19 protein-coding genes are annotated in these 22,687 nt (G+C 46.0%); 9 read left to right on the top strand and 10 right to left on the bottom strand.

Annotated elements, in window-relative coordinates:
• The first annotated feature begins 152 nt into the window (after window positions 1-152).
• On the top strand, window positions 153-1,226 hold the full coding sequence (locus NO989_RS14740) for an adenylate/guanylate cyclase domain-containing protein (RefSeq protein WP_371342800.1): 1,074 nt from the start codon (window positions 153-155) through the stop codon (window positions 1,224-1,226).
• Window positions 1,227-1,254: 28 nt separating this feature from the next.
• Here NO989_RS14740 and NO989_RS14735 read toward each other — a convergent pair whose 3' ends face one another.
• The 4 genes from NO989_RS14735 to glnK all read right to left on the bottom strand — a co-directional run bounded on the left by NO989_RS14735 (window position 1,255) and on the right by glnK (window position 5,897).
• The gene (locus NO989_RS14735; protein ID WP_371342799.1) at window positions 1,255-2,181 is read right to left on the bottom strand and encodes a Dyp-type peroxidase; all 927 of its coding nucleotides are present in this window, start codon (window positions 2,179-2,181) and stop codon (window positions 1,255-1,257) included.
• A 184-nt stretch (window positions 2,182-2,365) separates the two neighbouring features.
• Entirely contained in the window at window positions 2,366-4,057 is a 1,692-nt protein-coding gene (gene ggt / locus NO989_RS14730; protein WP_371342798.1) for a gamma-glutamyltransferase, read from the bottom strand.
• A 221-nt stretch (window positions 4,058-4,278) separates the two neighbouring features.
• Window positions 4,279-5,526, bottom strand: a complete 1,248-nt coding sequence (locus tag NO989_RS14725; RefSeq protein WP_014997086.1) for an ammonium transporter — start codon at window positions 5,524-5,526, stop codon at window positions 4,279-4,281.
• Between the two features lie 32 nt (window positions 5,527-5,558).
• Window positions 5,559-5,897 carry a P-II family nitrogen regulator gene (glnK, locus tag NO989_RS14720; RefSeq protein ID WP_012516988.1) on the bottom strand — a complete coding sequence of 113 codons (339 nt, stop codon included), beginning with the start codon at window positions 5,895-5,897 and terminating at the stop codon, window positions 5,559-5,561.
• Between the two features lie 242 nt (window positions 5,898-6,139).
• Here glnK and NO989_RS14715 point away from each other — a divergent pair, with 242 nt between their 5' ends.
• On the top strand, window positions 6,140-6,994 hold the full coding sequence (locus NO989_RS14715) for a hypothetical protein (protein WP_014975464.1): 855 nt from the start codon (window positions 6,140-6,142) through the stop codon (window positions 6,992-6,994).
• Window positions 6,995-7,043: 49 nt separating this feature from the next.
• Here the strand turns inward: NO989_RS14715 and NO989_RS14710 are convergent, their stop codons facing one another.
• Window positions 7,044-7,763 (bottom strand): helix-turn-helix domain-containing protein, encoded by a 720-nt coding sequence (locus NO989_RS14710; RefSeq protein WP_371342797.1) that lies wholly within the window; start codon window positions 7,761-7,763, stop codon window positions 7,044-7,046.
• 228 nt (window positions 7,764-7,991) lie between these two features.
• Here NO989_RS14710 and NO989_RS14705 point away from each other — a divergent pair, with 228 nt between their 5' ends.
• The 3 genes from NO989_RS14705 (at window position 7,992) to NO989_RS14695 (ending at window position 11,428) form a co-directional block, all read left to right on the top strand.
• On the top strand, window positions 7,992-9,635 hold the full coding sequence (locus tag NO989_RS14705; protein ID WP_371342796.1) for an endonuclease: 1,644 nt from the start codon (window positions 7,992-7,994) through the stop codon (window positions 9,633-9,635).
• A gap of 212 nt (window positions 9,636-9,847) precedes the next feature.
• Window positions 9,848-10,771: a DUF808 domain-containing protein gene (locus tag NO989_RS14700; RefSeq protein WP_039225115.1), complete on the top strand. Its 924-nt coding sequence runs from the start codon at window positions 9,848-9,850 to the stop codon at window positions 10,769-10,771.
• A gap of 372 nt (window positions 10,772-11,143) precedes the next feature.
• The gene (locus NO989_RS14695) at window positions 11,144-11,428 is read left to right on the top strand and encodes a hypothetical protein (RefSeq protein ID WP_014975460.1); all 285 of its coding nucleotides are present in this window, start codon (window positions 11,144-11,146) and stop codon (window positions 11,426-11,428) included.
• 267 nt (window positions 11,429-11,695) lie between these two features.
• Here the strand turns inward: NO989_RS14695 and mrcB are convergent, their stop codons facing one another.
• On the bottom strand, window positions 11,696-14,047 hold the full coding sequence (gene mrcB / locus NO989_RS14690) for a penicillin-binding protein 1B (RefSeq protein WP_371342795.1): 2,352 nt from the start codon (window positions 14,045-14,047) through the stop codon (window positions 11,696-11,698).
• Between the two features lie 267 nt (window positions 14,048-14,314).
• Between mrcB and NO989_RS14685 the strand changes: the two genes are divergently transcribed.
• A complete protein-coding gene (locus NO989_RS14685) occupies window positions 14,315-15,598 on the top strand; it encodes a lytic murein transglycosylase (protein WP_371342794.1) in 1,284 nt (427 codons plus the stop codon).
• Window positions 15,599-15,686: 88 nt separating this feature from the next.
• On the opposite strand, the gene NO989_RS14680 is transcribed toward NO989_RS14685, so the two are convergent.
• Entirely contained in the window at window positions 15,687-16,499 is an 813-nt protein-coding gene (locus tag NO989_RS14680) for a DUF4198 domain-containing protein (RefSeq protein WP_371342793.1), read from the bottom strand.
• Window positions 16,500-16,693: 194 nt separating this feature from the next.
• Entirely contained in the window at window positions 16,694-19,390 is a 2,697-nt protein-coding gene (gene hrpB / locus NO989_RS14675; protein ID WP_371342792.1) for an ATP-dependent helicase HrpB, read from the bottom strand.
• 156 nt (window positions 19,391-19,546) lie between these two features.
• Between hrpB and thpR the strand changes: the two genes are divergently transcribed.
• Entirely contained in the window at window positions 19,547-20,200 is a 654-nt protein-coding gene (thpR, locus tag NO989_RS14670) for an RNA 2',3'-cyclic phosphodiesterase (protein WP_371342791.1), read from the top strand.
• 185 nt (window positions 20,201-20,385) lie between these two features.
• Complete coding sequence (purU, locus tag NO989_RS14665) at window positions 20,386-21,240, top strand: formyltetrahydrofolate deformylase (RefSeq protein ID WP_014975454.1); 855 nt, start codon at window positions 20,386-20,388, stop codon at window positions 21,238-21,240.
• Window positions 21,241-21,351: 111 nt separating this feature from the next.
• On the opposite strand, the gene NO989_RS14660 is transcribed toward purU, so the two are convergent.
• Both NO989_RS14660 and NO989_RS14655 read right to left on the bottom strand, forming a co-directional pair.
• Window positions 21,352-21,792 (bottom strand): hypothetical protein, encoded by a 441-nt coding sequence (locus NO989_RS14660; protein WP_283616057.1) that lies wholly within the window; start codon window positions 21,790-21,792, stop codon window positions 21,352-21,354.
• Between the two features lie 148 nt (window positions 21,793-21,940).
• Window positions 21,941-22,459 (bottom strand): YgjV family protein, encoded by a 519-nt coding sequence (locus NO989_RS14655; protein ID WP_014947990.1) that lies wholly within the window; start codon window positions 22,457-22,459, stop codon window positions 21,941-21,943.
• Here NO989_RS14655 and NO989_RS14650 point away from each other — a divergent pair.
• Window positions 22,458-22,643, top strand: coding sequence for a hypothetical protein (locus NO989_RS14650; RefSeq protein ID WP_371342790.1), 186 nt, complete (start codon window positions 22,458-22,460; stop codon window positions 22,641-22,643). The genes NO989_RS14655 and NO989_RS14650 overlap by 2 nt on opposite strands.
• Window positions 22,644-22,687 lie beyond the last annotated feature (44 nt).

The raw sequence follows: 22,687 nt of genomic DNA, 5'->3' as shown, positions 1-22,687 counted from the left end.
TAATTCCTTTCTGGTAATTTTTGCACTAATACGCCCATCGTGGCGTGTTAGTGCCTCTTCTTCATTGCTTCTCTCATACGTAACGCTTGAATTCCTCGCGGGCTAGATTATTAGCCTTCATTTAAAAGCAGTTTATAGGTGTGGTGTTATCAATGGATTGGCAGTTTGGCGCTATTTGCGCACTTTTTCTCTACAGTGTCGCTATCACAACTTTGCACGTAAGGCGCAGCCGTCGGTTTGCATACGGAGCTAGGCAATTTAAACGTCGGCGTCATGTCTCCACCACTGTCGCAAAAAACGACGACGAAACGCACTTTCACACTGCTGCCGATGAGGCCCAAAGGCTTACACAAACCTTTCAAAAATTCATTCCAAAGCAGTTTGTGGAGCACATGTCGAATTCTGAAGTAGACGCGCTGGGTCTTGGCTATGCGGCTGAAAACGACGTTGCGATTATGTTTTGCGATATCAGAGGCTTTACCGGTTTTTCTGAACGTATTACGCCACAAGAGTTGATGAACTTTCTTAATTCTTATTTCACCAGAATGAACGATCCTATTCATCAAAACCACGGTTTTATTGATAAGTTCATGGGCGACGCCATTATGGCGCTGTTCGATCATCGCGAAGGATCTTCACAACAAAAAGCTATGGATGCGGTTAATGCTGCGCTCGACTTACGCAAAGCGCTGACAATATATAACGGCCATAGAAAGAACAGTAACTACGAACCAATTAATATGGGAATAGGTATCCACTTTGGGCCTGTTATTATGGGTACGGTGGGTTCAGAAGATAGAATGGACACCACCGTCATTGGCGATAGCGTAAACATTGCTTCTCGCTTAGAAGCTTTAACCCCCAAATACGAGGCGGATATTATCGTCAGTGCCCAAGTTCTTCAGACCATAGGGTCTGGCTTCCCAATTAAAACCCGCTTGCTTGACTGGGTAAGAGTGAAAGGACGAAAAGCGCCAATTGAAATATACGAGGTGTTAAGCCACCTTTCAGAGGGTGAGCAGGAAAAGAAGTTGGCGGTTCAGACCAAGATTGCCGCAGGTATTGCATGCCGTATAAATCAGCAATGGGATGAGGCTATTTCTTTTTTTGAGACCGCTGTCGCTATGAGCCCAAACGACTCACTAGCGCATCATCACATAGATGTTTGTCGCATTTACAGAAGCGTCGATTTTAAGGAGGATTGGGATGGTGCGCTAGTCTACTAATCCCAATGGCCATAAGCGACGGTTAAATTTAGGACTCAGATAACTTAGCCTGCTGGCGAATGAAATTGATGGATGGCGCGAAAAACGCAGCACCTGTTTCAGCGCTGGTAAAATCCAGCCATCTGTCATAATCGCCTTCACCGTTGCCGTATATTTGGCTGTGGAGCATCTGTTTAAATGGCCGCGCACTGGCACTACAGCTTACAAAGAATAAGCCTTGAGAGGCCATATCACCGTATGGCATGCCTTGCTTAATTAGCCTTGGTTCGTCGCCATCGGGCGCAACAGTGCTTGCCCTAACACAATGCGAAGATTCAGACTGTTCGCTACTTACCAAATTGTGTTCTTGCGTGGTGCCCATCACTTGTTCTTGCTGACGGCTTGAAAGACTATTCCAGCGCCTTAAATCATGGCGATAGCGTTGTATGTGAACATAGCTGCCACCGCTAAAATCAGGGTCATCTTCGCCAATAATGCCGACTTGTCTACGCTTCATGCCACGCGGATTATCTGCGCCATAGAGAAAACCATTGAGATCACGGCCATCTAAGTACCTAAACCCTCTTATTTGCTCTACCAGTTCTACATGAATACGCAACAAATCCATCACTTCAATGCCAACCGCATGGCAAATATCCAGCCTATCAGCGCGAATTTGAATGAAGAGATCGCAAGGCATGGTGGGGGCACTTCTATCATCACACTGCATATCAGGAAAAGGGGCAAGCTCAACAGGTATCAAACCGGGGTATACCTCAGTCCAGTAACCGGTGCCAATAGCGACAACGCCGGTTACCATGGCTTCGTAGTGCTCATTCTCAAAATGCTCGAATATATCCAGCACGCGAGATAGTTTGGCGCGTACGGCTTGGCTATCGTCATCAATGACGTTCAGTAATAAATACTGTGCATGTAAATTTGGCTCAGCGCAGAGGCCTTTTTGTGGTTGTGTCATTGCCGCTCTTGTTGTTATTAACGCCTTGTTCTGACGTTTCGCTGCTGGCGATCATTCGCCGCGCTTTGTTGTGCGAACCTTATTGTAAAGTGTAGCGGCTGCTTCAAACTTTGAAACCCTTTAAAGCGAAGCAGCAAACGGGGGAACAAATTAACTCCGCCGCCTATTATTTACACTAGTGTGCTTAATAGCCCGCGGCTTGTCCATCTTTTCGCGTTTCTGAAGCGCCAAAATAGACACCTTTCTGCTCGTCCCAAGCGATGGCCTGATAGCCACCGAACGCGCCTACCACGCGTTGAAGCTTATGCCCCCGCTCCATGAGCTCTCGCTGAACGGTTTCACTGAACCCTGATTCTAAGCTCACATAACCACCATCAGTCATCAACGCGCCCGTTGGGCTACTCGACCCACTGTGCAGTATGCGTGGAGCATCCCCCGCTTCCTGCAAATTCATTCCAAAGTCGAGAATGTTTACAATAATTTGTGCATGCATTTGAGGCTGAGTCCCACCGCCCATCACGCCAAAGCTCATCACTGGCTTACCGTTTCTGGTTACAAAAGCCGGGATAATGGTGTGAAATGGACGTTTTCCCGGGCGATATTCATTAAAGTGCCCTTCTTCAAGGGTAAACATCTCACCTCTATTTTGAAGAATAAAACCTAGCCCTGGAGGTGTCATGCCTGAGCCCATTCCGCGGTAGTTACTTTGAATTAAGGACACCATATTGCCCTCTTTATCAGCAACGGTCAGATAAATGGTATCTCCTTCATAAATACCCGCATCAACGCGATTCGCTGCGCGTTCATTATCTATGAGCTTCTGGCGCTTAGCGGCATACTCTTTCGAAATTAGCCAGTCGACAGGAATATCATTGAAGTCTGGATCTGCATAGAACTTAGCGCGATCTTCAAAGGCGAGCTTCTTGGCTTCAACAAAGGTATGGATGTAGTCTGCTGAGTTAAACCCCATTCCTTCGATATCATAGTGCTCAAGCACATTAAGAATCTGTAGGGCCGCTATGCCTTGTCCATTGGGCGGAAGTTCCCACAAATCATAACCGCGATAATTAGTAGAAACGGGCTCTACCCACTCCGAGGTATGCGATGACAAATCCTGGTATGACAAAAAGCCGCCTTGAGACTTCATGTAAGCATCGATAGTGCGTGCGATATCGCCCTTATAAAAAGCATCTCGCCCGCCTGTTGCAATCTTTTCATAGGTCACGGCTAAGCCAGGATTTTTAAAAACATCGCCTTTTTGCGGAACTTTCCCGTCGATAAGAAAAGTCTCTGCGAAGCCGTCATAGTGACCTATTCGCTCTTGATTCATCTGCCAGTAATAGGCAATGACTTCTGAAACAGGAAACCCCTCACGGGCATATTTGATAGATGGGGTAAGCAGCGCAGACATGGGCAGCTTGCCAAATTTTTCGTGTAGTGCAAACCAGCCATCTACAGCGCCAGGGACAGAAACGGGTAGCGGACCAAATTTTGGAATTTGATGCAAGCCACGCTCGGCAAACACCGCTTTGGTTAACTGTCTGGGTGAACGGCCAGAAGCGTTTAAGCCGACTAGCTTCTCTTCTTTTGCATCCCACACAATGGCAAATAGGTCGCCGCCAATACCGCTGCCTGTAGGCTCAACTAAACCTAACATGGCATTGGCTGCAATAGCTGCATCAACTGCACTGCCGCCTTGTTTTAAAATATCCAACGCCACTTGCGTAGCTAATGGTTGGCTTGTTGCTGCCATGCCGTTCTTTGCAATAACTTCTGAGCGACTTGCAAAGGGTTGCCCCGTTATTCTGTCATAGCCCAAACAGCTGATACTAAAGAAAGCCAGTATCAAAGGTAGAAGTCGCACACTTGCAATCATAACCGTCCTTTTACTAAAACGTTGCCGATAATAAATCTAGCGTTAGTTTATCGATTCATAGTGTAGCGTTATTGTCACATTACGCCTAGGCTCTTTTCCTAAGCCCAGTAATGAGCTTAAAACACATTGCATGAAACGAAAAAAGCCCCGCATTAGCGGGGCTTAAACGAAGTAATAAGGCATTATTGTTATTGTTGTTTCGTTGCCTAATCGAGACTCTCTTACGAACGGCTGCTTGTGAAGTCTGGGTATGCTTCCAGACCACATTCGCTCATGTCTACGCCGTCGAATTCTTCTTCTTCGCTCACACGTACACCCATAACCGCTTTAATCACTAGCCATACCACTAGGCTCACTACGAATACCCATACAAAGATAGTCGCTGCACCAATTAGCTGACCAGAGATGCTTGAACCATCGTTAGTGAAAGGTACAAGGATAAGACCTAGAAGACCTACCACACCGTGAACTGAAATTGCGCCCACTGGGTCGTCAATTTTTACTTTATCAAGCGCAACGATGCTAAGCACTACTAAAATACCACCAAGGCCGCCGAACAGCGTAGCTTGTAGTGGTGTAGGTGTTGAAGGCTCTGCTGTAATAGCTACAAGACCGGCTAGCGCACCGTTAAGTACCATGGTTAGGTCAGCCTTACCGAATAGAATGCGTGCTACGATAAGTGCAGCAATTGCACCACCAGCAGCTGCAGCATTTGTGTTCATAAATACAATCGCTACTGAGTTTGCACTTTCAACAGTTGCAGTAGCCAGTACTGAACCGCCGTTGAAGCCAAACCAACCCATCCACAGGATAAATGTACCTAAAGTTGCAAGCGGTAAGTTTGCACCTGGAATCGCGTTTACTTTACCGTCAGCGGTGTATTTACCCTTACGAGCACCAAGCACAAGAACACCAGCAAGAGCAGCAGCTGCACCAGCCATGTGAACAATACCTGAACCTGCAAAGTCAGAGAAACCAAGGTCGCCAAGCGTATACATACCGAATACTGCTTCGCCGCCCCATGTCCAAGCACCTTCCATTGGGTAGATGAAGCCCGTCATAACAACTGCGAACGCTAGGAATGCCCAAAGCTTCATACGCTCAGCTACCGCACCAGATACGATAGACATTGCTGTTGCAACAAATACTACTTGGAAGAAGAAGTCAGCAGAAGGTGCATATGTTGCTGGCTCTTCAGCGACACCTGTTGCGCCATCAGCCATGATACCGCTTAGGAATGGACCCCAGTCGCCGCCACCGTACATAATGCCGTAACCGCAAATCATGTACATAGTGCAAGCGATAGCGAATAGCGCCACGTTTTTAGTTAGAATTTCTGTGGTGTTTTTCGCTCGAACAAGACCTGCTTCAAGCATCGCAAAACCTGCAGCCATCCACATAACCAGTGCACCGCAGATTAGAAAATAAAAGGTATCTAGCGCATACCCAAGTTCAAAAGTGATTTCCATTATGGTTTTCTCCGCAAATATATCGTTGTGGCTTACAGCGCGTCGCTATCCGACTCACCAGTTCGAATACGAACGGCGTGTTCAAGGTCGTAAACAAACACCTTGCCGTCTCCAATTTTGCCTGTTTTGGCAGCGCCAACGATGGCTTCTACCAGGCGCTCTACTTGATCATCCTGAACAGCAATTTCCAGTTTGACTTTAGGTAGAAAATCCACCTGATATTCCGCTCCGCGGTAAAGTTCAGTGTGTCCTTTTTGACGTCCAAAGCCCTTCACTTCGGTCACGGTCAAACCGTCGATACCGATTTCTGAAATGGCTTCACGAACATCATCTAGCTTGAACGGCTTGATGATCGCTGTGACTAGTTTCATGAGTTGCTCCCAGTTTGTTTTGGTTATTCTGTGATTTATGGTCGTGTTTCCAACTATGGGAAGATAAACCAAGAGCCATGCCACAAATGATTAGCCAAATAAATCAAATACATACAAGCAAACGCTTCATGAACGCACAAAAATAATGCACACTAATGGTGCACTGTTAAAAATTTGCCCAATTTTGAAGCGGTATGAGGTTGCGGTAAGGTGAGAGGACTAAAAAGTGCGATGAAATTAGGATGGAACTATTCGATAGGGCCCATGGTCTGTTGTTTACTATGACGACTATCACCCCTTCTTTCTTTGCGCCTGAGCGCAGCATTGAACACCATTCCGTTGCAAAGAAAACGGCGTGGCGCCCACTATTAATTTCGGGCTGTGCACATGTGTTTGGGGTCATCGTAGTGGTCATACTTTCTCAAATGGGCATCAACAACCAAAAAGCACGAGTAAATGTTTTGGAGCGAACGCCGGAGATAAGCGCCAGACTGTACTATCCCCCCGTTCCACGCCCTTCTGCCCAAGCTAAACCACAAGAAACTAAACCAATCGATGTTTCCCCTAAAAGGCAAGAAATTGAGTTGAAGCCTGACGCAACCAAAGCGACTGAAGCACTTGATAGTAAGAATGAAATTGTAGAAAGCCCTGCGCCCAAGCAGCAGAAAAATGCTGAGCCCGATACACAGCAGGTACCCATTGAAAGTAAGCCGACTAGTACACTGCCGTCGCCCACTTTATCAAAAGACGCAAATCGGCGCGCAGGCTCGTTGAATCTGTCGGTAAAAGATGGCGCCGCCCTCTATTTTGAAAAGTATCACAGTGACAAAGTCGCTGAAGACGCAGAACAAGCAGCAAAAGCATTTCAAGAGCGTAAAAATAGTCCTGTTCTTAGCGGGCCAAGCACACAGCAAATACAAGCTAATGAAAATCGACGCCCTTCAAAACGCGTAAACTGTAGCAGTACGACCAATAAAACTTTGGCGATATTGAGTGGGATTGCTGGTGGAACCTTAGAATGCACCAAAATGGACGACCACAAACGTTTTATAGAAGCCAGAGTCAATAAACTTCCTAAAGACGAAGAGATTAACTAGCCCTCTCTATCAACGATTTACCGTCATGTGAGGTAAGCCCTTATCACAGTCACTTTCTTTTGAAAAACTTAGGGGGTCGCCCGAAATACGCTTTGAACCGGCGACTGAATGCTGCAACATCTTCATACCCTGTTAGCTGAGCTATACCCAACATTGGTGTATCGGTATTTCTAAGTAGTGCTTTGGCCTTTTCCATCCTCACTTTTACAAGGTAATCTCGTAAACTATGCCCGGTGGCTTCTTTAATGCGTGTTTTGAATTGCGTTGTTCCCATGCAGGCTATCCGTGCTAACTCCACCTGTGTAAAGCCTCGGGCAAGGTCGCGATGAATATGGCTTAATACAGGAGTCATTCGCTTATCCATGCTGCATCCTTTCAAGGATGTTTCTAGCAAGGTTAAAAATAGCGCCAGTATTTCTTCATGGCCTTGGTCAGCAAACTGGCTAATTTGAATCTCTACAAACGATAAAAACGCCTGTAATGCGGACGTTACCTGAAATATCGGGTGCAACCTGTCATTTAAATTAACTGGCACATACTCCAAGTCCGCCACAATAAATTTTGACAGTTCGTTAGCGCTAAAATAATGGACCTCATTCGGCGCTATGCATACGCCTTCGCCTACGCCTACCCGCCCGCTAAAATTATCGATTTCTATCAAGATATGTCCGTTGATGGGCAGCACTAACTGAAAGTAGTTGTGTTTATGGCGGCACGTTTGCTTCGTATATGAGCGTACGGATAGCGATGGAATTGGGCTGTCAGTCATTTTATTGCGCCCAACAGTCCATAATAGGTAGTACTGATCTTTTGCCTAACTCACCGTTTATTTGCATCTATTTCCTTGCCGTTAACTCAGTACTCTCTGCCGTTAGATTAAGCACTTTTATTCATTTTGTCACAAATACGTGCAATATTTGATACGCCTAGGAAGGCGTCGAACACTACGTTTAAGGAATAAATATACATTTAAAATAAAGACAATAACGGAAAATAAATGAATATAAACTTACGTCAAATAGTCGGCTTGGCAGGTGCGTTGTTACCCGCTATCGCCATGGGTCAGGTCTCCAATGGAGACTTTGAAACATGGACGTCTGGCGCACCTAATTCATGGTCAACTATCGACTCCGGCATTAGTGTAGCTGAAAACTCGGTCTACTCATTCTCGGGAAGCAAGTCTGCTGCAGTTACCGTCAATACGACAACGCAAGGTTCAACTGACTTCCGTCAGACAATCAATGTAACCGCCGGTCAAAATTATGAATTTTCAGTGAGGCTATATCACACTGAAGGTGCTGTAAAAGCACGCCTATATGTAGACGGTTATCAAGGTTATTCTGACAACTCATTAACTGGAAACTGGCAACAGCTTACTTTCTCTTATTCCGCTACAGCGTCAAAAGAGATTGAGGTGGGGTTACGCTTTTATGATCAGACGGGCTTTGATGGGTCAGAAACCGTCTATGTAGACGCATTCGAGCCGACTACGCTTGGGTCAGGTGGCAATAACGGCGGTGGAAGCACGTGTGCTAGCCATTCAGGCGTTTTGAACTTAACTACCGACAATTACGGCAGCGAAACCAGTTGGCAAATAACTAACGCAAACAACCAAGTTGAAGCCTCTGGCAGCAGCTACGCTAGCAACCAAAGTTATACTGAAGCGGTTTGCCTTACTGATGGAGAATATACCTTTACCATTAGTGATGCCTATGGCGATGGAATTTGCTGCTCCTATGGCTCTGGCAGCTATAACTTGCTAATAGAGGGCGTGTCTGTTGCTAATGGCGGCTCTTTCGGCGCGAGTGAAAGCACCAGCTTTAGCGTTGGTACAACGAGTGGCGGCGGCAGTGGTGGTGGTTCATCAGAACTCACTGGTTACTATGCAAGTGCCAACGGTCTGTCAGGCTATGCGTTAAAAACCGAGCTTTACAACATTATCAAAAATCATAATACACAAAGCTATGGCGACCTTTGGACATTCTATATTTCATACACAAGCGACAGCTACTATGAAAATGACGGCTCCATTTTGGACATGTATTCAGAAAACCCAAATGGTAGTGACGCTTACAGCTACACGGCTGGTTCTGACCAGTGTGGCAGCTATAGTGGAGAAGGCAGTTGCTATAACCGCGAACACGCCTTCCCGCGCAGCTGGTTTGGCGGTGCAGTCTCGCCGATGAATACTGATGTTCATCACGTTTTTGCAACCGACGGCTACGTTAACGGTCGCCGAAGTAGCTATCCGTACGGTGATGTCGCAAGTGCTACTTATACGTCATCGAATGGTTCCAAACTGGGCGCGGGCTCTTCTGCTTCTGGTTATACAGGCACCGTTTTTGAGCCCATCGACGAGTTCAAAGGTGACTTCGCTAGAGCGTATTTCTACATGGCGACACGTTATGAAAACGTCATTGCAAATTGGGAAACGAATAGCACCTATGGCGACGCAGTGTTGAATGGTACGAGTGATCAAGTATTCGAAAGCTGGTTCTTAACTCTGCTTTTAAGCTGGCATTCTCAAGACCCTGTAAGCCAAAAGGAAATCGATAGGAATGACGCTGCCTTCAATTTCCAGAACAATCGAAACCCTTTCGTTGATCATCCAGAACTGGTAAACAACATTTGGGGTAATTAACTTCAACATGAGAAGAGCACGAGCGTGCTCTTCTCAACTCACACTTCCTCTGATTTCGCCTTTTCTGTTGGTGATAGCCCTGAAAACTGTCTAAAAAGAACTGTGATTTATCGGCATTATTCCTAATTGTATATCACCCATGTTTTAAGTACGCTAAGCTGCTATTTACTGGGGATTACTCTAACTGTAATACATAACAAAGGATATTCGACGTGGCCGCAGCTAACTTACTTGCCCTACTTGATGATATAGCAACGTTAATGGACGACATCGCAACCATGTCGAAAGTCGCTGCGCAAAAAACAGCGGGCGTTTTGGGCGACGATTTAGCGGTAAACGCCGACCAAGTCCAAGGCGTTAAAGCAGACCGAGAGCTACCTGTTGTATGGGCAGTAGCAAAAGGCTCACTTATTAATAAAGCAATATTGGTTCCTGCGGCATTAGCCATCAGTGCTTTTGTGCCCTCACTTATAACCGTCCTTTTGGTACTGGGCGGGTTATATTTATGTTTTGAAGGTGCAGAAAAACTACTGCACAAATATCTTCCCCACGAAGATGAAGAAAAAACACGAGAAGCCAGAATAGAAGCGCTTACCCACGAAGATGTGGATATGGTAGCGTTTGAGAAAGATAAAATTAAAGGCGCTATACGCACAGACTTTATACTGTCTGCTGAAATTATTGTAATTGCATTAGGCACAGTGACCGATGCAACACTTACTACGCAAATTGGTGTGCTAGTAGCACTAAGCTTAGCGATTACCCTTGGCGTTTATGGGCTGGTAGCGGCACTAGTTAAAATGGACGATGTTGGGCTTTACATGCTTCGCAAGTCGTTAACAGGTTCAATGAACACCCTTCAACGATTTATTGGCAGAGCGTTATTAGTTGCCGCCCCCGCATTAATGAAAACCCTTGCGGTTGTAGGCACTGTTGCTATGTTTTTAGTCGGTGGTGGCATCCTCACCCACAGCATTGGCTTTTTGCACGTTATTACCGACTGGTTTACCGCACTTATTCCAGACGCATCGCTGGTTATGTCTATACTTGCTGATGGTGTTGTTGGTATTGCTGCTGGTGTGATCATTGCGCTAGTAATGACAATGGTTTCACAATTTAGAAGTAAAGCGTCCTAGACCTATTCACTCTTTTATACATTGGCGGCGCTGCTCTTCTTTATAGACTAGCGCCCCTATTTCTGACCTTTCTCATGGTCACCAGTGTCGCTGCGCAAGTGTTAAAAAATTTGCGTTAGTCATTTTGACCACCTCTACATTAAATTCGCTAAATTTTAGTATTTCTTTAATTCCTCAATTCCACCTTTATTTTTTACTAAAAGTTAAAATTCATTAAATTCATATACTTACCTTATTTTTACGAGTTGGCACATCCCTCGCTATAAACTAATTGTTAATTGATAACGACTTATTATCGAAACCTTTAGCAACATGATAGCTGCCACGCAGTATGTTCAAGTGCAGTGTCTAACTTAACTTTTGGAGATTACTATGTTTATCGGTCGCAAAACTTTCACTGCACTAACTTTAGCAACTAGCGTATTGGGCGCATCAGCGTTCGCTGACGACACTCAGAACAACATTGTTTCGCATACAGATTTTATCGTTGAAAGCGCCATGCATGACGTAAAGCAGAACTTGGACCTAGGCGTGACTTATGACGTGTTAACTGCAAGCCATACGTTTGAGCCAGAAGTAGAAGAAGCAAATGCATTGGTTGCTGACATCACTATTACGCCGATTGAGCCTATCAGCTCAGACGATAACGACGCATAAGGAGAATGCACATGTTAACCGCCGCAACCCTATTTATGGTGGTACTCGGACCGGTTATTGCGTTTGTAGTCAGTGCGCTGGTGTTTTCAACAGCGCGCCTATTCCTTCAGAAAGGTCACTGAAAACGCAATAAAAACAAATAGGAACCTAACCGACTACCGCTAAAAGATTTGCCTTCCCTGGGCCTTTTACTCCAGAGGGAGATAGAAAGCACGGACTGTATCCCAGCCAAGTGATTGTGTTTTCTATCTTCTTACTGGAGTTTTTTTATCCGAATATCCGTTCCCACCAGCTTTTATCATCCTTGTCGCTGTCTTTGTCTACAGGACGGCCTGAACAATCTTGTTGAGGTGGAGGAAGCACATCCAAAATAGCCGGTACGCTTAAACTCCCAGCACATCCTGCAACCACAACCGCGCCGGTCTTGGCGTCAAAATGTGCAATGCCTAAGCCTTTTGGGAAACGCCTTGATAATGACTTGGGTGACTGAGATTTCATGTAGTTTATGAAGACGGGTAAGGCTCCACCTGCCCCGGTTAAATTAACCGGCTGGTTATCGTCGTTACCCACCCACACTGTAACAACGTTATTTCTATCAAAGCCACTAAACCAGCTGTCGCGATAATCATCTGTGGTGCCCGTTTTGCCGGCCATATTCACATTGCCAAAATTCCAGCCAATGCGCTTTGCAGTACCTTCTGTGGTTACCTTGTATAAGGCGTAGTTAAGCAGATAGGTTGCCGCTTCATCGGTGCGCTGAGCGAAAAATTCAGCCTTTTTCCAAAGCAGTGCATTATCAGCCGTAACTACAGACGTCACCGTATGAAGAGGTATATAACGTCCATCATTTGATAGGGTTTGATACATTTGATTGGTACTAAAAGGGGTCAATTCAAAAGCGCCAAGGGTCAACGACGGTACTTTATCTACGGGGGTGGTTACCCCTAATCGCTCTATCGTATCGGCTAGCGCATCAAGCCCTATCTGCATGCCTAAATTAACCGTAGGTATATTTAAAGACTCGACTAGCCCTTGAAGTAATGGCACCTGCCCTCTGAACTCTTTATCGTAGTTTTGCGGCGACCACGTTTTTCCATTTCGACTTTCAAGGGTAATGGGTTCGTCTTTAAGCGGCGTTGCCAAGTTAAACTGTGTTGGATCTTCTAGTGCGGTTAAGTAAACCGCAGGTTTAATCAACGAGCCTATAGGGCGTTTTGCGTCTAGTGCTCGGTTAAAGCCTTTGAACGCAAAGTCTTTTCCGCCAACGATAGCGCGTACTTCACCACTTGCACTATCTGTGACTACCATTGCGCCCTGTAATGGCACTTTCCTGTCTTTTTGCAAACCGTCTAGCGTACCCGACAATGCACTTTCAGCGCGGCGCTGGGCTACGATATCAAGTGTTGTAAACACTTTTACGCCCGAATCTCTTAAGCTAGGCTCAGCCAGAATTTCATTGAGTTCCCGACGAACCTGCTCCATGAAAGCAGGGTGTTTACCGCTTGCTAAGCTAGCCCCACTGGCGAGCCCTAACGGCATATTCACAAAACGTTCGTAGTCTTGACGACTAATTTCATTTTCATCAAACAGCATGCGCAACACTAAATCACGACGCTCTTTCGTGCGCTCAGCATATTTGCGTGGGTTGTAATAAGATGGGCCTTTAATAATAGCAACCAACGTGGCTATTTCGGGCGTACTTAGCTCGTTAGCTGGTCGGTCAAAATAGAAATAGCTGGCAAGTCCAAAACCATGTACGGCCATATCGCCATTTTGCCCCAAAAACACTTCGTTTAAGTACGCTTCAATAATTTCTGATTTGCTGTAACGGGCATCAATGATCACCGCCATAATGGCTTCTTTTGCCTTACGCACAATGGAGCGCTCACGGGTTAAAAACATGTTTTTAACCAGCTGCTGCGTTAGCGTACTCCCGCCTTGAACCGTTCGTCCGGCTGCAATGTTTGCCATTAGAGCCCGCAATATTGAAAGCGGCGCAACGCCATGGTGATTATAAAAATTGCGGTCTTCCACCAGGGTTAGCGCTTTTGGCAACATTTCAGGAATGGTGTCTAACGTTACCAGCATACGGTCTTCTTGAGACCCGCTAGTCATGCGCGTTACTAACCAGGGTTCTAGCCTTGCAGAACCATACGGGCGGCCTTGCGACTTGTCATAAATTTCCCCAATACGTGCACCTTCCCACGTTATCACTAAATGACGCAGAGGCTCTGCGCCTTCTGGAAACTGAAACGCGCGGCGCTGTACAGTCAGCACCTTATTCTGATAGCTATATTCACCGCTGCTGTCGGCAAAGGTTACCTTGCGGTAGCCCAGCAAATTGAGCTCATCAATGACTTCTTGGGGCGTTATCTCTTCACCTTTGCTGATTTCCAACGGACGGGCGAAGATCTGCGCGGGAACTTCCCATTTATTTCCAGAGAACGCATGCTTAATTTGGGCGTCAAGGTAGAAGGCATAGGCCCCAAGCACAACCAAACCAATAAGAGTGACTCGCCAAAACAGTTTGAAAAACCACGAGCGCTTGGCCGAGCCTTTGCCATTGCTTGATGCTTTACTTTTTGAAGATGGATTGTCTTTTGTCTGTCTTTTTGCCACGTGAAAACGCCATGAAGATCATTGAGGATGACATCGCACATATTGCGATATGGATTTAACGAACGCCTTTAAAACGTTAGTTTTAATAGTATCAACATTACCATTCGGGCCGCCTCTCAACAACTGTTTCCAAATATGCACACTCCGAATTTGTATACTTCTGAAACGTCCCATGGCGCTAATATGTTGAAGGACTAAAATGAATTTTACTCGCGTTTCACGGTCACAATGCGATAGCATGCTGGCAAGTAACACAGGAACCGTACTATGCGCTTAGCTTCATTTAAGTCTTCTTTTTTCTCTACTCGTTCGCCTAAAGGGGCCAAGTCTTACGCCTCATTTCTTCGACCGTCACTTCGCACGTCTATGGCGCTGCTTCTCGCGGGTGCGACAATGAATTCAGCGCTAGCCAATGAACAATTCGCTAGCTGCACCGCTGCGCTTGCTGGTAAAGCCAAGCAGGAAGGGGTTAGCCAGCAGACTATCGATGATGTGTTTCCTCGTCTTGTTCACCAAGACCGTGTGATTGAGCTAGACCGAAGCCAACCAGAATTTGTACAAACCTTTCCGGGCTACTTCAGCAAGCGCGTTACCGACTGGCGTACCGAAAAAGGTAAAGAGATGTATGCAAAGCACGACAAGCTTTTGCATAAGCTAAGTGAAAAATACGGCGTGCCTCCTCATTATCTGCTTGCTTTTTGGGGGCTAGAAACAAATTTTGGCTCTTACAAAGGCAAAATGCCGGTACTCGATTCGCTTGCCACTTTAGCGTGTGATAAGCGACGAAGCACCTACTTCACCCAAGAGTTTCTTGTTGCTGTGAAATTGATGGAGCGAGAGAAGCTGCAAAAAGAAGACATGATTGGCTCGTGGGCCGGTGCAATGGGGCACACCCAATTTATGCCTTCGGCCTATACCCACTACGCTATTGATGGCGATGGCGACGGACAAATAAACTTGTGGGCAAGTGAAGAAGATGCGTTGTCTTCTGCGGCAAACTTTCTTGCCAACTTGGGTTGGGAGCGCAGCTTCCGCTGGGGTCGTGAAGTGCAACTGCCTGAAAACTTTGACTATCAAGAGTCAGGCTATAAAAATAGAAAATCTCTCAGTGAATGGAATGCCCAAGGCGTGAAAAAAGCTGATGGTTCTGAGCTGGGCGAAGGCGACACTACCGCCTATGTTATTGTGCCTGCTGGTCATAACGGCCCCGCCTTTATCGCCTACAAAAACTTCCGCGTTATTATGCGCTGGAACAACTCAGAGTTTTATGCCATTGCGGTGGGTGTATTGGCCGACCGCATTGCTGGCGCGTCTGGCATTAAAGCCACGTTACCTGATCTACCTGCGTACAATCGCAAAGATATTATTGCCCTTCAAAGCAAGCTGAATGATTTGGGCTTTGATGTGGGTAAGCCTGACGGCATTATTGGCCCCGCCACCCGCGAAGGCATTCGCAATTACCAAATTAGTAACAACATGATTGCGGATGGGTTCCCAGGACTTGAAGTGATGGCTGCACTTAATATCGACCTTGAAACGACGACTTCTTAAATTTCATATATGCTGCGCCATTTCTGGCGCGCATTCACTGTTTGGTATTTTCAGTGGCCTACAAGGTGTAAACCACTCACTGTGTTGGTTACTGAAAGTACTCAAACGTTAGGCTTGAAAAATAGGTTTCGAAATCTGCAGCCGAGCTATTTGTAAGTGGGACTCCCCAAACTGTATTCAGAATTACAGGACCTTCGACGTCAAATTTAAATGTCGCCTTGCCCTCACTATCCGTTTTAACCGCTTGCTCTTTAGCGCTGTGATCAACCAAGGAATACGCATCAATAAGCGCGTTACTCAAAGGCTTACCTTTAAATAATACCTGAACAGATAGCGTGTTTCCTGCAAGCTTGTAAGGATGCTCAAGAGGCACTATTTCCAATGTGTGGCCAATGGGTTTTAATACGTTGTTCGTTACCGCATCGCCAACTTGCACAATGGTTTTCGCCTTTCTAGAGTACAGCTCTTTGCCGGCGATATCGTTTTGTCCCCTTGCCTCGCGGTGCGCCAATACCTCAGTTAAGCCTTCTTCTTTTGCATACTGATTAAACTTCTTCGCTTTTAATGTGCTTGTGGCGTGATAGCTTTCAAACCCTATGACGTGAGTACCGGATGGGAGCTTGGTTGTTTTTGCCATGCCCGGCAGCATTGAGGTTTTAGGTACAACACTGGCAGCCATATCAGTTACACCGTCAAAAGAGTAGGTGCGCAACGCGACTATTCTATCCCATGCAAGGTTCCAATGAGAGGTATCTTCCTTATGACCCACTTTAAACTGCAATGCCAGCGAACTCGGTTCTTGAGAACGATATGCTGTGGGTTCTAGCCAAAAATCGTGAGCTTGAACGTTGATTGAAGTAGCAAATAAAAAAGCAGCGGTAGCAATACAAGATAGTTTCATTAGGTAGTTTAACCTGTAAATAAGAGTGAGGTTTCATACTCCAACTTAGCGCAAGTTTCAGCGCACGACCACTGTCGTAAAAAACATACTGTGTACGAAACTGGCATATAGGAAAATGGCGTATAGATGCTACTCTTGTTTAAAATAAATAAAAATCACCTGAAAACGATGGTTTGTGTAGCCGCATCAGCGCGCTACATATGCTTTTTTGTTTTGCTGGTCGGCGATGCATTTGCGGGGTCATCTGGCCAAAAGTGCTTTGGATAGCGCCCCTTCATTTCTTTTTGTATTTCCTTATAACTGCCATGCCAAAAGGCGGCTAAATCACTGGTGGTTTGTAATGGCCTACCTGCTGGCGACAGCAGCTCACATACAACGGTAATTCGCCCACCCGCTATCGTTAATGGCGTGCCTTGAGAATATAACTCTGGCATTTTGACCGACAGCACCACATCTCCATTATCGCGATAATCCAGGCTAGCCTCTCTGCCCGTTGGGATAGTCACGTGAGTTGGCAAGAGCGTGGCTAACGCATCTTGTTGAGGCCAAGACAAACCATTATTTAAGGCTGTTTTCCACGGTAACTGCTTAAGGTTTTTGATGTTTTTACAGTTTTTTAAGACGGGCGCTAAACTATCTTTGGCCTCGTGCACGAGAGCGTTCAATGATAACGGCCACGGATCGGGTTCATCGAAGGCTTTGTCTTGTGGCAAATTGAGCTTCCCAGCCATTGCCACTCTTCGCCACCATTGCCAGTCTGCGTCAGAAAGCGGCCAGCTTGATAGAGGAAGTGCATCAAGATAGGCGAACCATGCGTTGCATAACGCATCATCCCAGAATGCTTTTTCACGACTTTTTTCCTGTCCAGAAACCGGTGTGCTATTTAACGTTATCTCATAAAAGCCCGTACCCACTCTGGCTTCCATTACCCCAGTATCGCTGTTCAGAATAACGCTGCGCTTTTCTTTGAACGCGTCAGGAAAGGCTAAACGCAACCAGCTTTCAGGCACTGACTGTGCCAAGCGTATTACCACCGTGCTTTTTATCAGCTGCCCGTCGAGCACTGCCAGCCATGGTCCATCGGCATTTTCGCTTTCATTAAAAATGGACGCACTACCAGCAGCAGTGAGCTCTGCACCTTTGCCACTTGCCAGTTTGTATTCGACTATACCGGTCTTAGGCTTACCATTTGTTGTATTCGAGCTCTCTGCCGATTTATCTGACGCACTGCGCCTATAGCCCACCTGCAAAGGAAATGCGATAGCGATACAAAGCCCAAGGGCTTGCTCGTCTAGTTCGTTAATATCAGGCTTAAAGCGTTGTGCTTTTCCATCATTATTTCGCACGTAGCGCGCATAACGGGTAGCTTGCTGTGTAAGCTGACTGCGCGTGTTGCTATTGGCGTGGAGCAGCGCATCCATGACATTTGTTGCGCCACCCACACTGATATTGCTTTCGCTAAGAGCCACAACAAAGGGAGCGGCGTGGCGAAGCGCGTCGTTGTCATCAGCACAAAGCCCATCAATCCCTTGTTTAACGGTGAGTAATAAATGGGCTAAGTGAGGTTGACAAGGTAACTGGGCCAACCCTCTTCCATAGGGAGTAATACTGGATTGTGAGATAGCATTAACCCGCTGAAGCTTTTGTTGTGCAACCTGCTGCTGCGCTTGTGTAGGCTTCGTCAATAGTGCCAAGGTATCTGGGCTACTGCCCCAGGCTAAGGTATCAAGCAAAAAGCTACTTAAGTCTTCCTTTTCAATTTGCGCCGCATTGTATTTGGCCAAACGCTCGAAGCTGCTTTTGCTACACAAACGATAGCAGGTTCCGGCCATTAAACGCCCCGCGCGCCCCGCTCTTTGAATGGCGGATGCTTGCGAAATGCGCTGCTGGGTAAGCGCAGTTATGTCACTGGACGGATGATACTGAGCACTGTTTTCCCATAGGCTATCAATAACCACCGTCACGCCTTCAATGGTAAGACTCGTTTCAGCAATATTGGTAGATAATATGATTTTTCGTCTGCCTTGCGGGTCTGGCGTAATAGCGGCTTGTTGCACAGATTTACTTAACGCTCCATAGAGCATGTGAACGGCCATGTCCGCACTCTCAGCTAACCTTTTTATTTCTTTGGCAACAGCATTGATGCTTCCTCGCCCAGGAAGGAAAACCAAAATATCACCGTCGTGTTCGCCTACGGCCTGCTTTATGATATTGCAGGTTTTGGGTACTAACTCATGCGCCTGCACATCTTGTGTGTAGCGGATGTCAACGGCAAACATGCGCCCTTGCGTATTCAAGTTCACTACTGGCGGTACGCTATGCGCATTGAGCAACGTTTGAAGGGGTGCTACATCCAAGGTAGCCGACATTACAACTAATCGTAAGTCATCGCGAAGCCCAGACTGTACTTCAAGCGCTAGTGCCAAACCGAAGTCACTGTGAATACTGCGTTCATGAAATTCATCGAAGACAATAGCAGCTACACCAGCAAGCTCAGGGTCTTGCTGAATCATGCGAGTCAGGACCCCTTCAGTTATAATCTCAAGCCGAGTGGCAGACGATGTTTTCGACTCCCCCTTAATGCGATAGCCAACCGTTTCGCCCACATTTTCATTTAATTGCCTAGCTAAATAGTCCGCAAGGTTTCTCACCACCACGCGCCGTGGCTGCATAAGTAATATTTTTCCTTGAAGCGATGATTTCAGCAGTGACAAAGGAAGTACGGTGGACTTTCCCGCGCCCGGAGGAGCGCCTATGATGACGTTGCTAGCGGCTACAGCTTCTTCAAGCGGCGTAACGAGTTCATAAGCGGGTAAGTGAGAAAACGGCTGTAACATAAAGGGCATAAAGGTGTTATAAGTTGATGGGTATAGTGTACCTGATTTGAGCAATGCACCCGAACATCACTGCTATTTTTTTAAATTTGGCAAATAGCTCAATACTTGCATCTTGTTTTGGAAATCGCAGGTAGCGCCATGATAAACTTAGGTTTGTATGGACATTAACGTGATGTACAAGCTAAAGGGCAAATTGGAAGGAGGAAAGCTATGCGAAGCTTTATTGGTTTAGAGCTTAGCGCCACAGAAAAACTTGCTCTAGATAGCTGGCGCCAACAGGCATTGCCTGAAGTTATGCCCCGGCAATGGGTAAAAAGCGAGTATACCCGTTCTCGAAAGTCTACCAATGCGCGCTACGATCACACCAATAGCCAAGGGCCCGCGCAACCGTACGCAGTGCCGGCGGCGAACTTCCACATAACGCTTAGCTTTTTAGGTGAGATAAATCACCGGCAGCATGAAGCGTTGGTGTATGAACTCGATCAGCTTGTGAGCGAACCCTTTTCTCTAACCCTCGATGCAACGGGATTATGGAACGGCCCTAAGATACTCTTCGCTTCGCCGACAGATGCGCCAAAGGCGCTAGGTGAACTCGCCAAATTGTCGCGAAAAGCAGCCCGCAAGGCGGCAATAGAGGTAGAAAGCAGAGAATATAAGCCTCACGTTACGCTTGTCAGAAAGGCTACGTCGAGCTTGCCTCTTCCCCTTTACAGCCCCAATGTAGACGTTCACGTTTCGGCATTTCACCTTTTTGAGTCTGTCTCTACACCGCAAGGGGTAGTCTACCCTATCCGCCAGTCTTGGCCGTTAAAACACAATATGTCGGTAAGAGAAAAGCTGCGCCGAGGGATAACCGACGAGTAAAGGCAAACGCAATACCGTGCTGACTTGGGTAAACTGATGTCCATTTGACTCGCACCTTTTGAGCTTAAGACCTCATGTGATTATGAGTTATAGCAATTTAAGCTGGTTTAAAGTAGCGCGTCGCCTTTACAACACATGGCGGCACAGGTAAAAAGAAAGCCTGTTTTTTTATTCAAACTGCCCAAATGCAACAAACATTTAGATTAGTAATAGACTGCCCAGACCAAATTGGGCTCGTTGCCAGCGTGTCGCAATTTTTGGCCGACCATAACGCTACCATCGTTGAAGCAAGCCATCACACTGACTTACAAACCGGCCGCTTTTTCATGCGCCATGAAATTAGCACCGACTCGCTAAAGTTAGATCATCAAAGCTTTGTTAAAGAATTCACCCCGCTTGCTAACGAATATCAGATGAACTGGAAGCTGAGCGACTCCAACAAAAAACAGCGCGTCGCTCTGCTTGCCAGCCTTGAGTCTCACTGTTTAGTTGACCTGCTTCACCGCTGGCACACAGGCGAACTACACTGTGATATTCCGGTTATTATTGGCAACCACCCGCAAATGAAACAGTTTGCAGACTGGTACAAAGTCCCTTTCCATTGGGTAGACTTTAAAGCGTTAGGGAAAGAAGCCGCTTTTGCGCAAATCACGACTTTACTTCAAGAATACAAAATTGATTTGACCGTGCTTGCCCGCTTTATGCAGATTTTACCTGATACGCTTTGCCAAGAATTGCAAGGTAAAGCCATTAACATTCACCACAGCTTCTTGCCGAGCTTTGCAGGTGCTAAGCCTTACCAGCAAGCCTATGATCGCGGCGTAAAGTTAATCGGCGCAACCTGTCACTACGTAACTAAAGATTTAGATGAAGGCCCTATTATTGAGCAAAGCGTTAAGCGTATTAGTCACAGCGACAGTGCAGCTGATATGGTGCGTAAGGGTAAAGATTGTGAAGTAACGGCATTAGCTCATGGCGTGCGCTACCACTTAGAAGACCGTGTGATTATTCACAGAAATAAGACCGTGGTGTTTGCGTAAGTCTTTACAGTGATAAATTAAAAAAGCCCGCGAGTAAACATTACTTTCGGGCTTCTCTTTACACTGTTTTTCGCTCTACACTTTTTTTGCTTTACACTTTTTTCGCTTTATTTAGACATTCTTTTTTACGTTGTTAAATCCATCATCACCAAGCACCTCTTGAAGTCTCGCTTTTATTACGGCTTCCTTATGAGGATAGTGAAAGTCAAACCCTTTACCGTTGCCGCTTTCCAAAATGACTCCAAGGTAATGGTGAGAAAAATTAAGCGCATAGATAGTATTGGCGTTCACCCTGAGGGGCTGGCGATCAAGTCCCTGTAAAAAGTGAAACACCACAAAATCACCATCTTTTTCTATCAATTTTTCAATGGGATATCTATTGCCGAAGCGCCTGCTTCTTAAATAAGAGAAAAAGCCAATACATAGCCCAACACTACCTAGGGTAGCCGCTAGTTTAACTTCACCTTCTGCAGTGATATTTAAAATAAAAAGAGCCAGTAGAAATGCTGGAACACCAAGAAATAGTGCCTTGTCGATGGGTTTGCGTTGCATCGTCTTCCCTGTGAAATTTTGATTCCCTTTAAAGACGCAATAAATCACAAAGCGGCTATGGTTTCAATACAAGCAACGGTTTCAATACGTCCACTTTCTTGTCATTAGGTTAGTGCAGTTATCGGTCTGACATGAACTACTTTACGCTTCAAACAGGGCTGGTGCGCATGGCACGTCTTAGCTTCATGTAATACCACAGGTTCGAGGCTGCAAACAGGGCTTCAGTAATGGCTAATCCCCACGTTTGCGTAATTATTCCGTACGCAGTGAAGTTGATGGAGCCAATGATCATGCATACCCTTAAACCCGCTTCCTTGCAGTGAAGTTCGCCAAACCGGTATGCCATAAAAGTTAACACCGGCATAGCTTCGACTAACGATGTTTTACCGGTTAGGTTATTCACCGTCAGCACAATAACCATCATAGAGATTAATGTAATGTAGGTTGCCACAGGAGACAGTAGTTTTTGTTTTATTAAACGATAACTGGTACTCAGCCCTGCCACCGTAATTACTACGGCTCCTCCCCACGCTTGCTCGAAAACCAAAAGTGAGCCAATAGCAATACATAACCCTAAATTCAGTAGCAGTAATTTACGTTCAGTGTTCGACCAAAAGGAGGCCAAAGCGAATGCAACGGGAAACGCGTGAAGAAGTAATTCAAACATGATGATCACAGTAAAAAAGTCAGTGGTTTACGAGCTGCGGAAGACAGCTATTCAGAACGCGCGCAGTGTAGTTTCCAACCAGCATAAAGCCAATCAAAATTTGACCAATTTCGACGAATTGCATATCAGCGCGATTTCTCTTCAAACCGCTGTGCTGCAAGGAATTACGTTAAAGAGCATTTAACTTATTTTTACATTATCTTAAGATGGTTTTTGTCATAAAACGTA

It is taken from the genome of Alteromonas sp. DY56-G5 (assembly GCF_041414725.1).
In the GTDB taxonomy this organism is placed as follows: Bacteria; Pseudomonadota; Gammaproteobacteria; order Enterobacterales; family Alteromonadaceae; genus Alteromonas; species Alteromonas macleodii.
This window is presented reverse-complemented; position numbering and strand designations above follow the sequence as displayed.

Coding starts and splice junctions, on each gene's coding strand:
- NO989_RS14740 (WP_371342800.1), top strand. CDS start 153: ATGGATTGGCAGTTTGGCGCTATTTGCGCACTTTTTCTCTACAGTGTC.
- NO989_RS14735 (WP_371342799.1), bottom strand. CDS start 2,181: ATGACACAACCACAAAAAGGCCTCTGCGCTGAGCCAAATTTACATGCA.
- ggt (WP_371342798.1), bottom strand. CDS start 4,057: ATGATTGCAAGTGTGCGACTTCTACCTTTGATACTGGCTTTCTTTAGT.
- NO989_RS14725 (WP_014997086.1), bottom strand. CDS start 5,526: ATGGAAATCACTTTTGAACTTGGGTATGCGCTAGATACCTTTTATTTT.
- glnK (WP_012516988.1), bottom strand. CDS start 5,897: ATGAAACTAGTCACAGCGATCATCAAGCCGTTCAAGCTAGATGATGTT.
- NO989_RS14715 (WP_014975464.1), top strand. CDS start 6,140: ATGGAACTATTCGATAGGGCCCATGGTCTGTTGTTTACTATGACGACT.
- NO989_RS14710 (WP_371342797.1), bottom strand. CDS start 7,763: ATGACTGACAGCCCAATTCCATCGCTATCCGTACGCTCATATACGAAG.
- NO989_RS14705 (WP_371342796.1), top strand. CDS start 7,992: ATGAATATAAACTTACGTCAAATAGTCGGCTTGGCAGGTGCGTTGTTA.
- NO989_RS14695 (WP_014975460.1), top strand. CDS start 11,144: ATGTTTATCGGTCGCAAAACTTTCACTGCACTAACTTTAGCAACTAGC.
- NO989_RS14685 (WP_371342794.1), top strand. CDS start 14,315: ATGCGCTTAGCTTCATTTAAGTCTTCTTTTTTCTCTACTCGTTCGCCT.
- NO989_RS14680 (WP_371342793.1), bottom strand. CDS start 16,499: ATGAAACTATCTTGTATTGCTACCGCTGCTTTTTTATTTGCTACTTCA.
- thpR (WP_371342791.1), top strand. CDS start 19,547: ATGCGAAGCTTTATTGGTTTAGAGCTTAGCGCCACAGAAAAACTTGCT.
- purU (WP_014975454.1), top strand. CDS start 20,386: ATGCAACAAACATTTAGATTAGTAATAGACTGCCCAGACCAAATTGGG.
- NO989_RS14660 (WP_283616057.1), bottom strand. CDS start 21,792: ATGCAACGCAAACCCATCGACAAGGCACTATTTCTTGGTGTTCCAGCA.
- NO989_RS14650 (WP_371342790.1), top strand. CDS start 22,458: ATGATGATCACAGTAAAAAAGTCAGTGGTTTACGAGCTGCGGAAGACA.
- NO989_RS14655 (WP_014947990.1), bottom strand. CDS start 22,459: ATGTTTGAATTACTTCTTCACGCGTTTCCCGTTGCATTCGCTTTGGCC.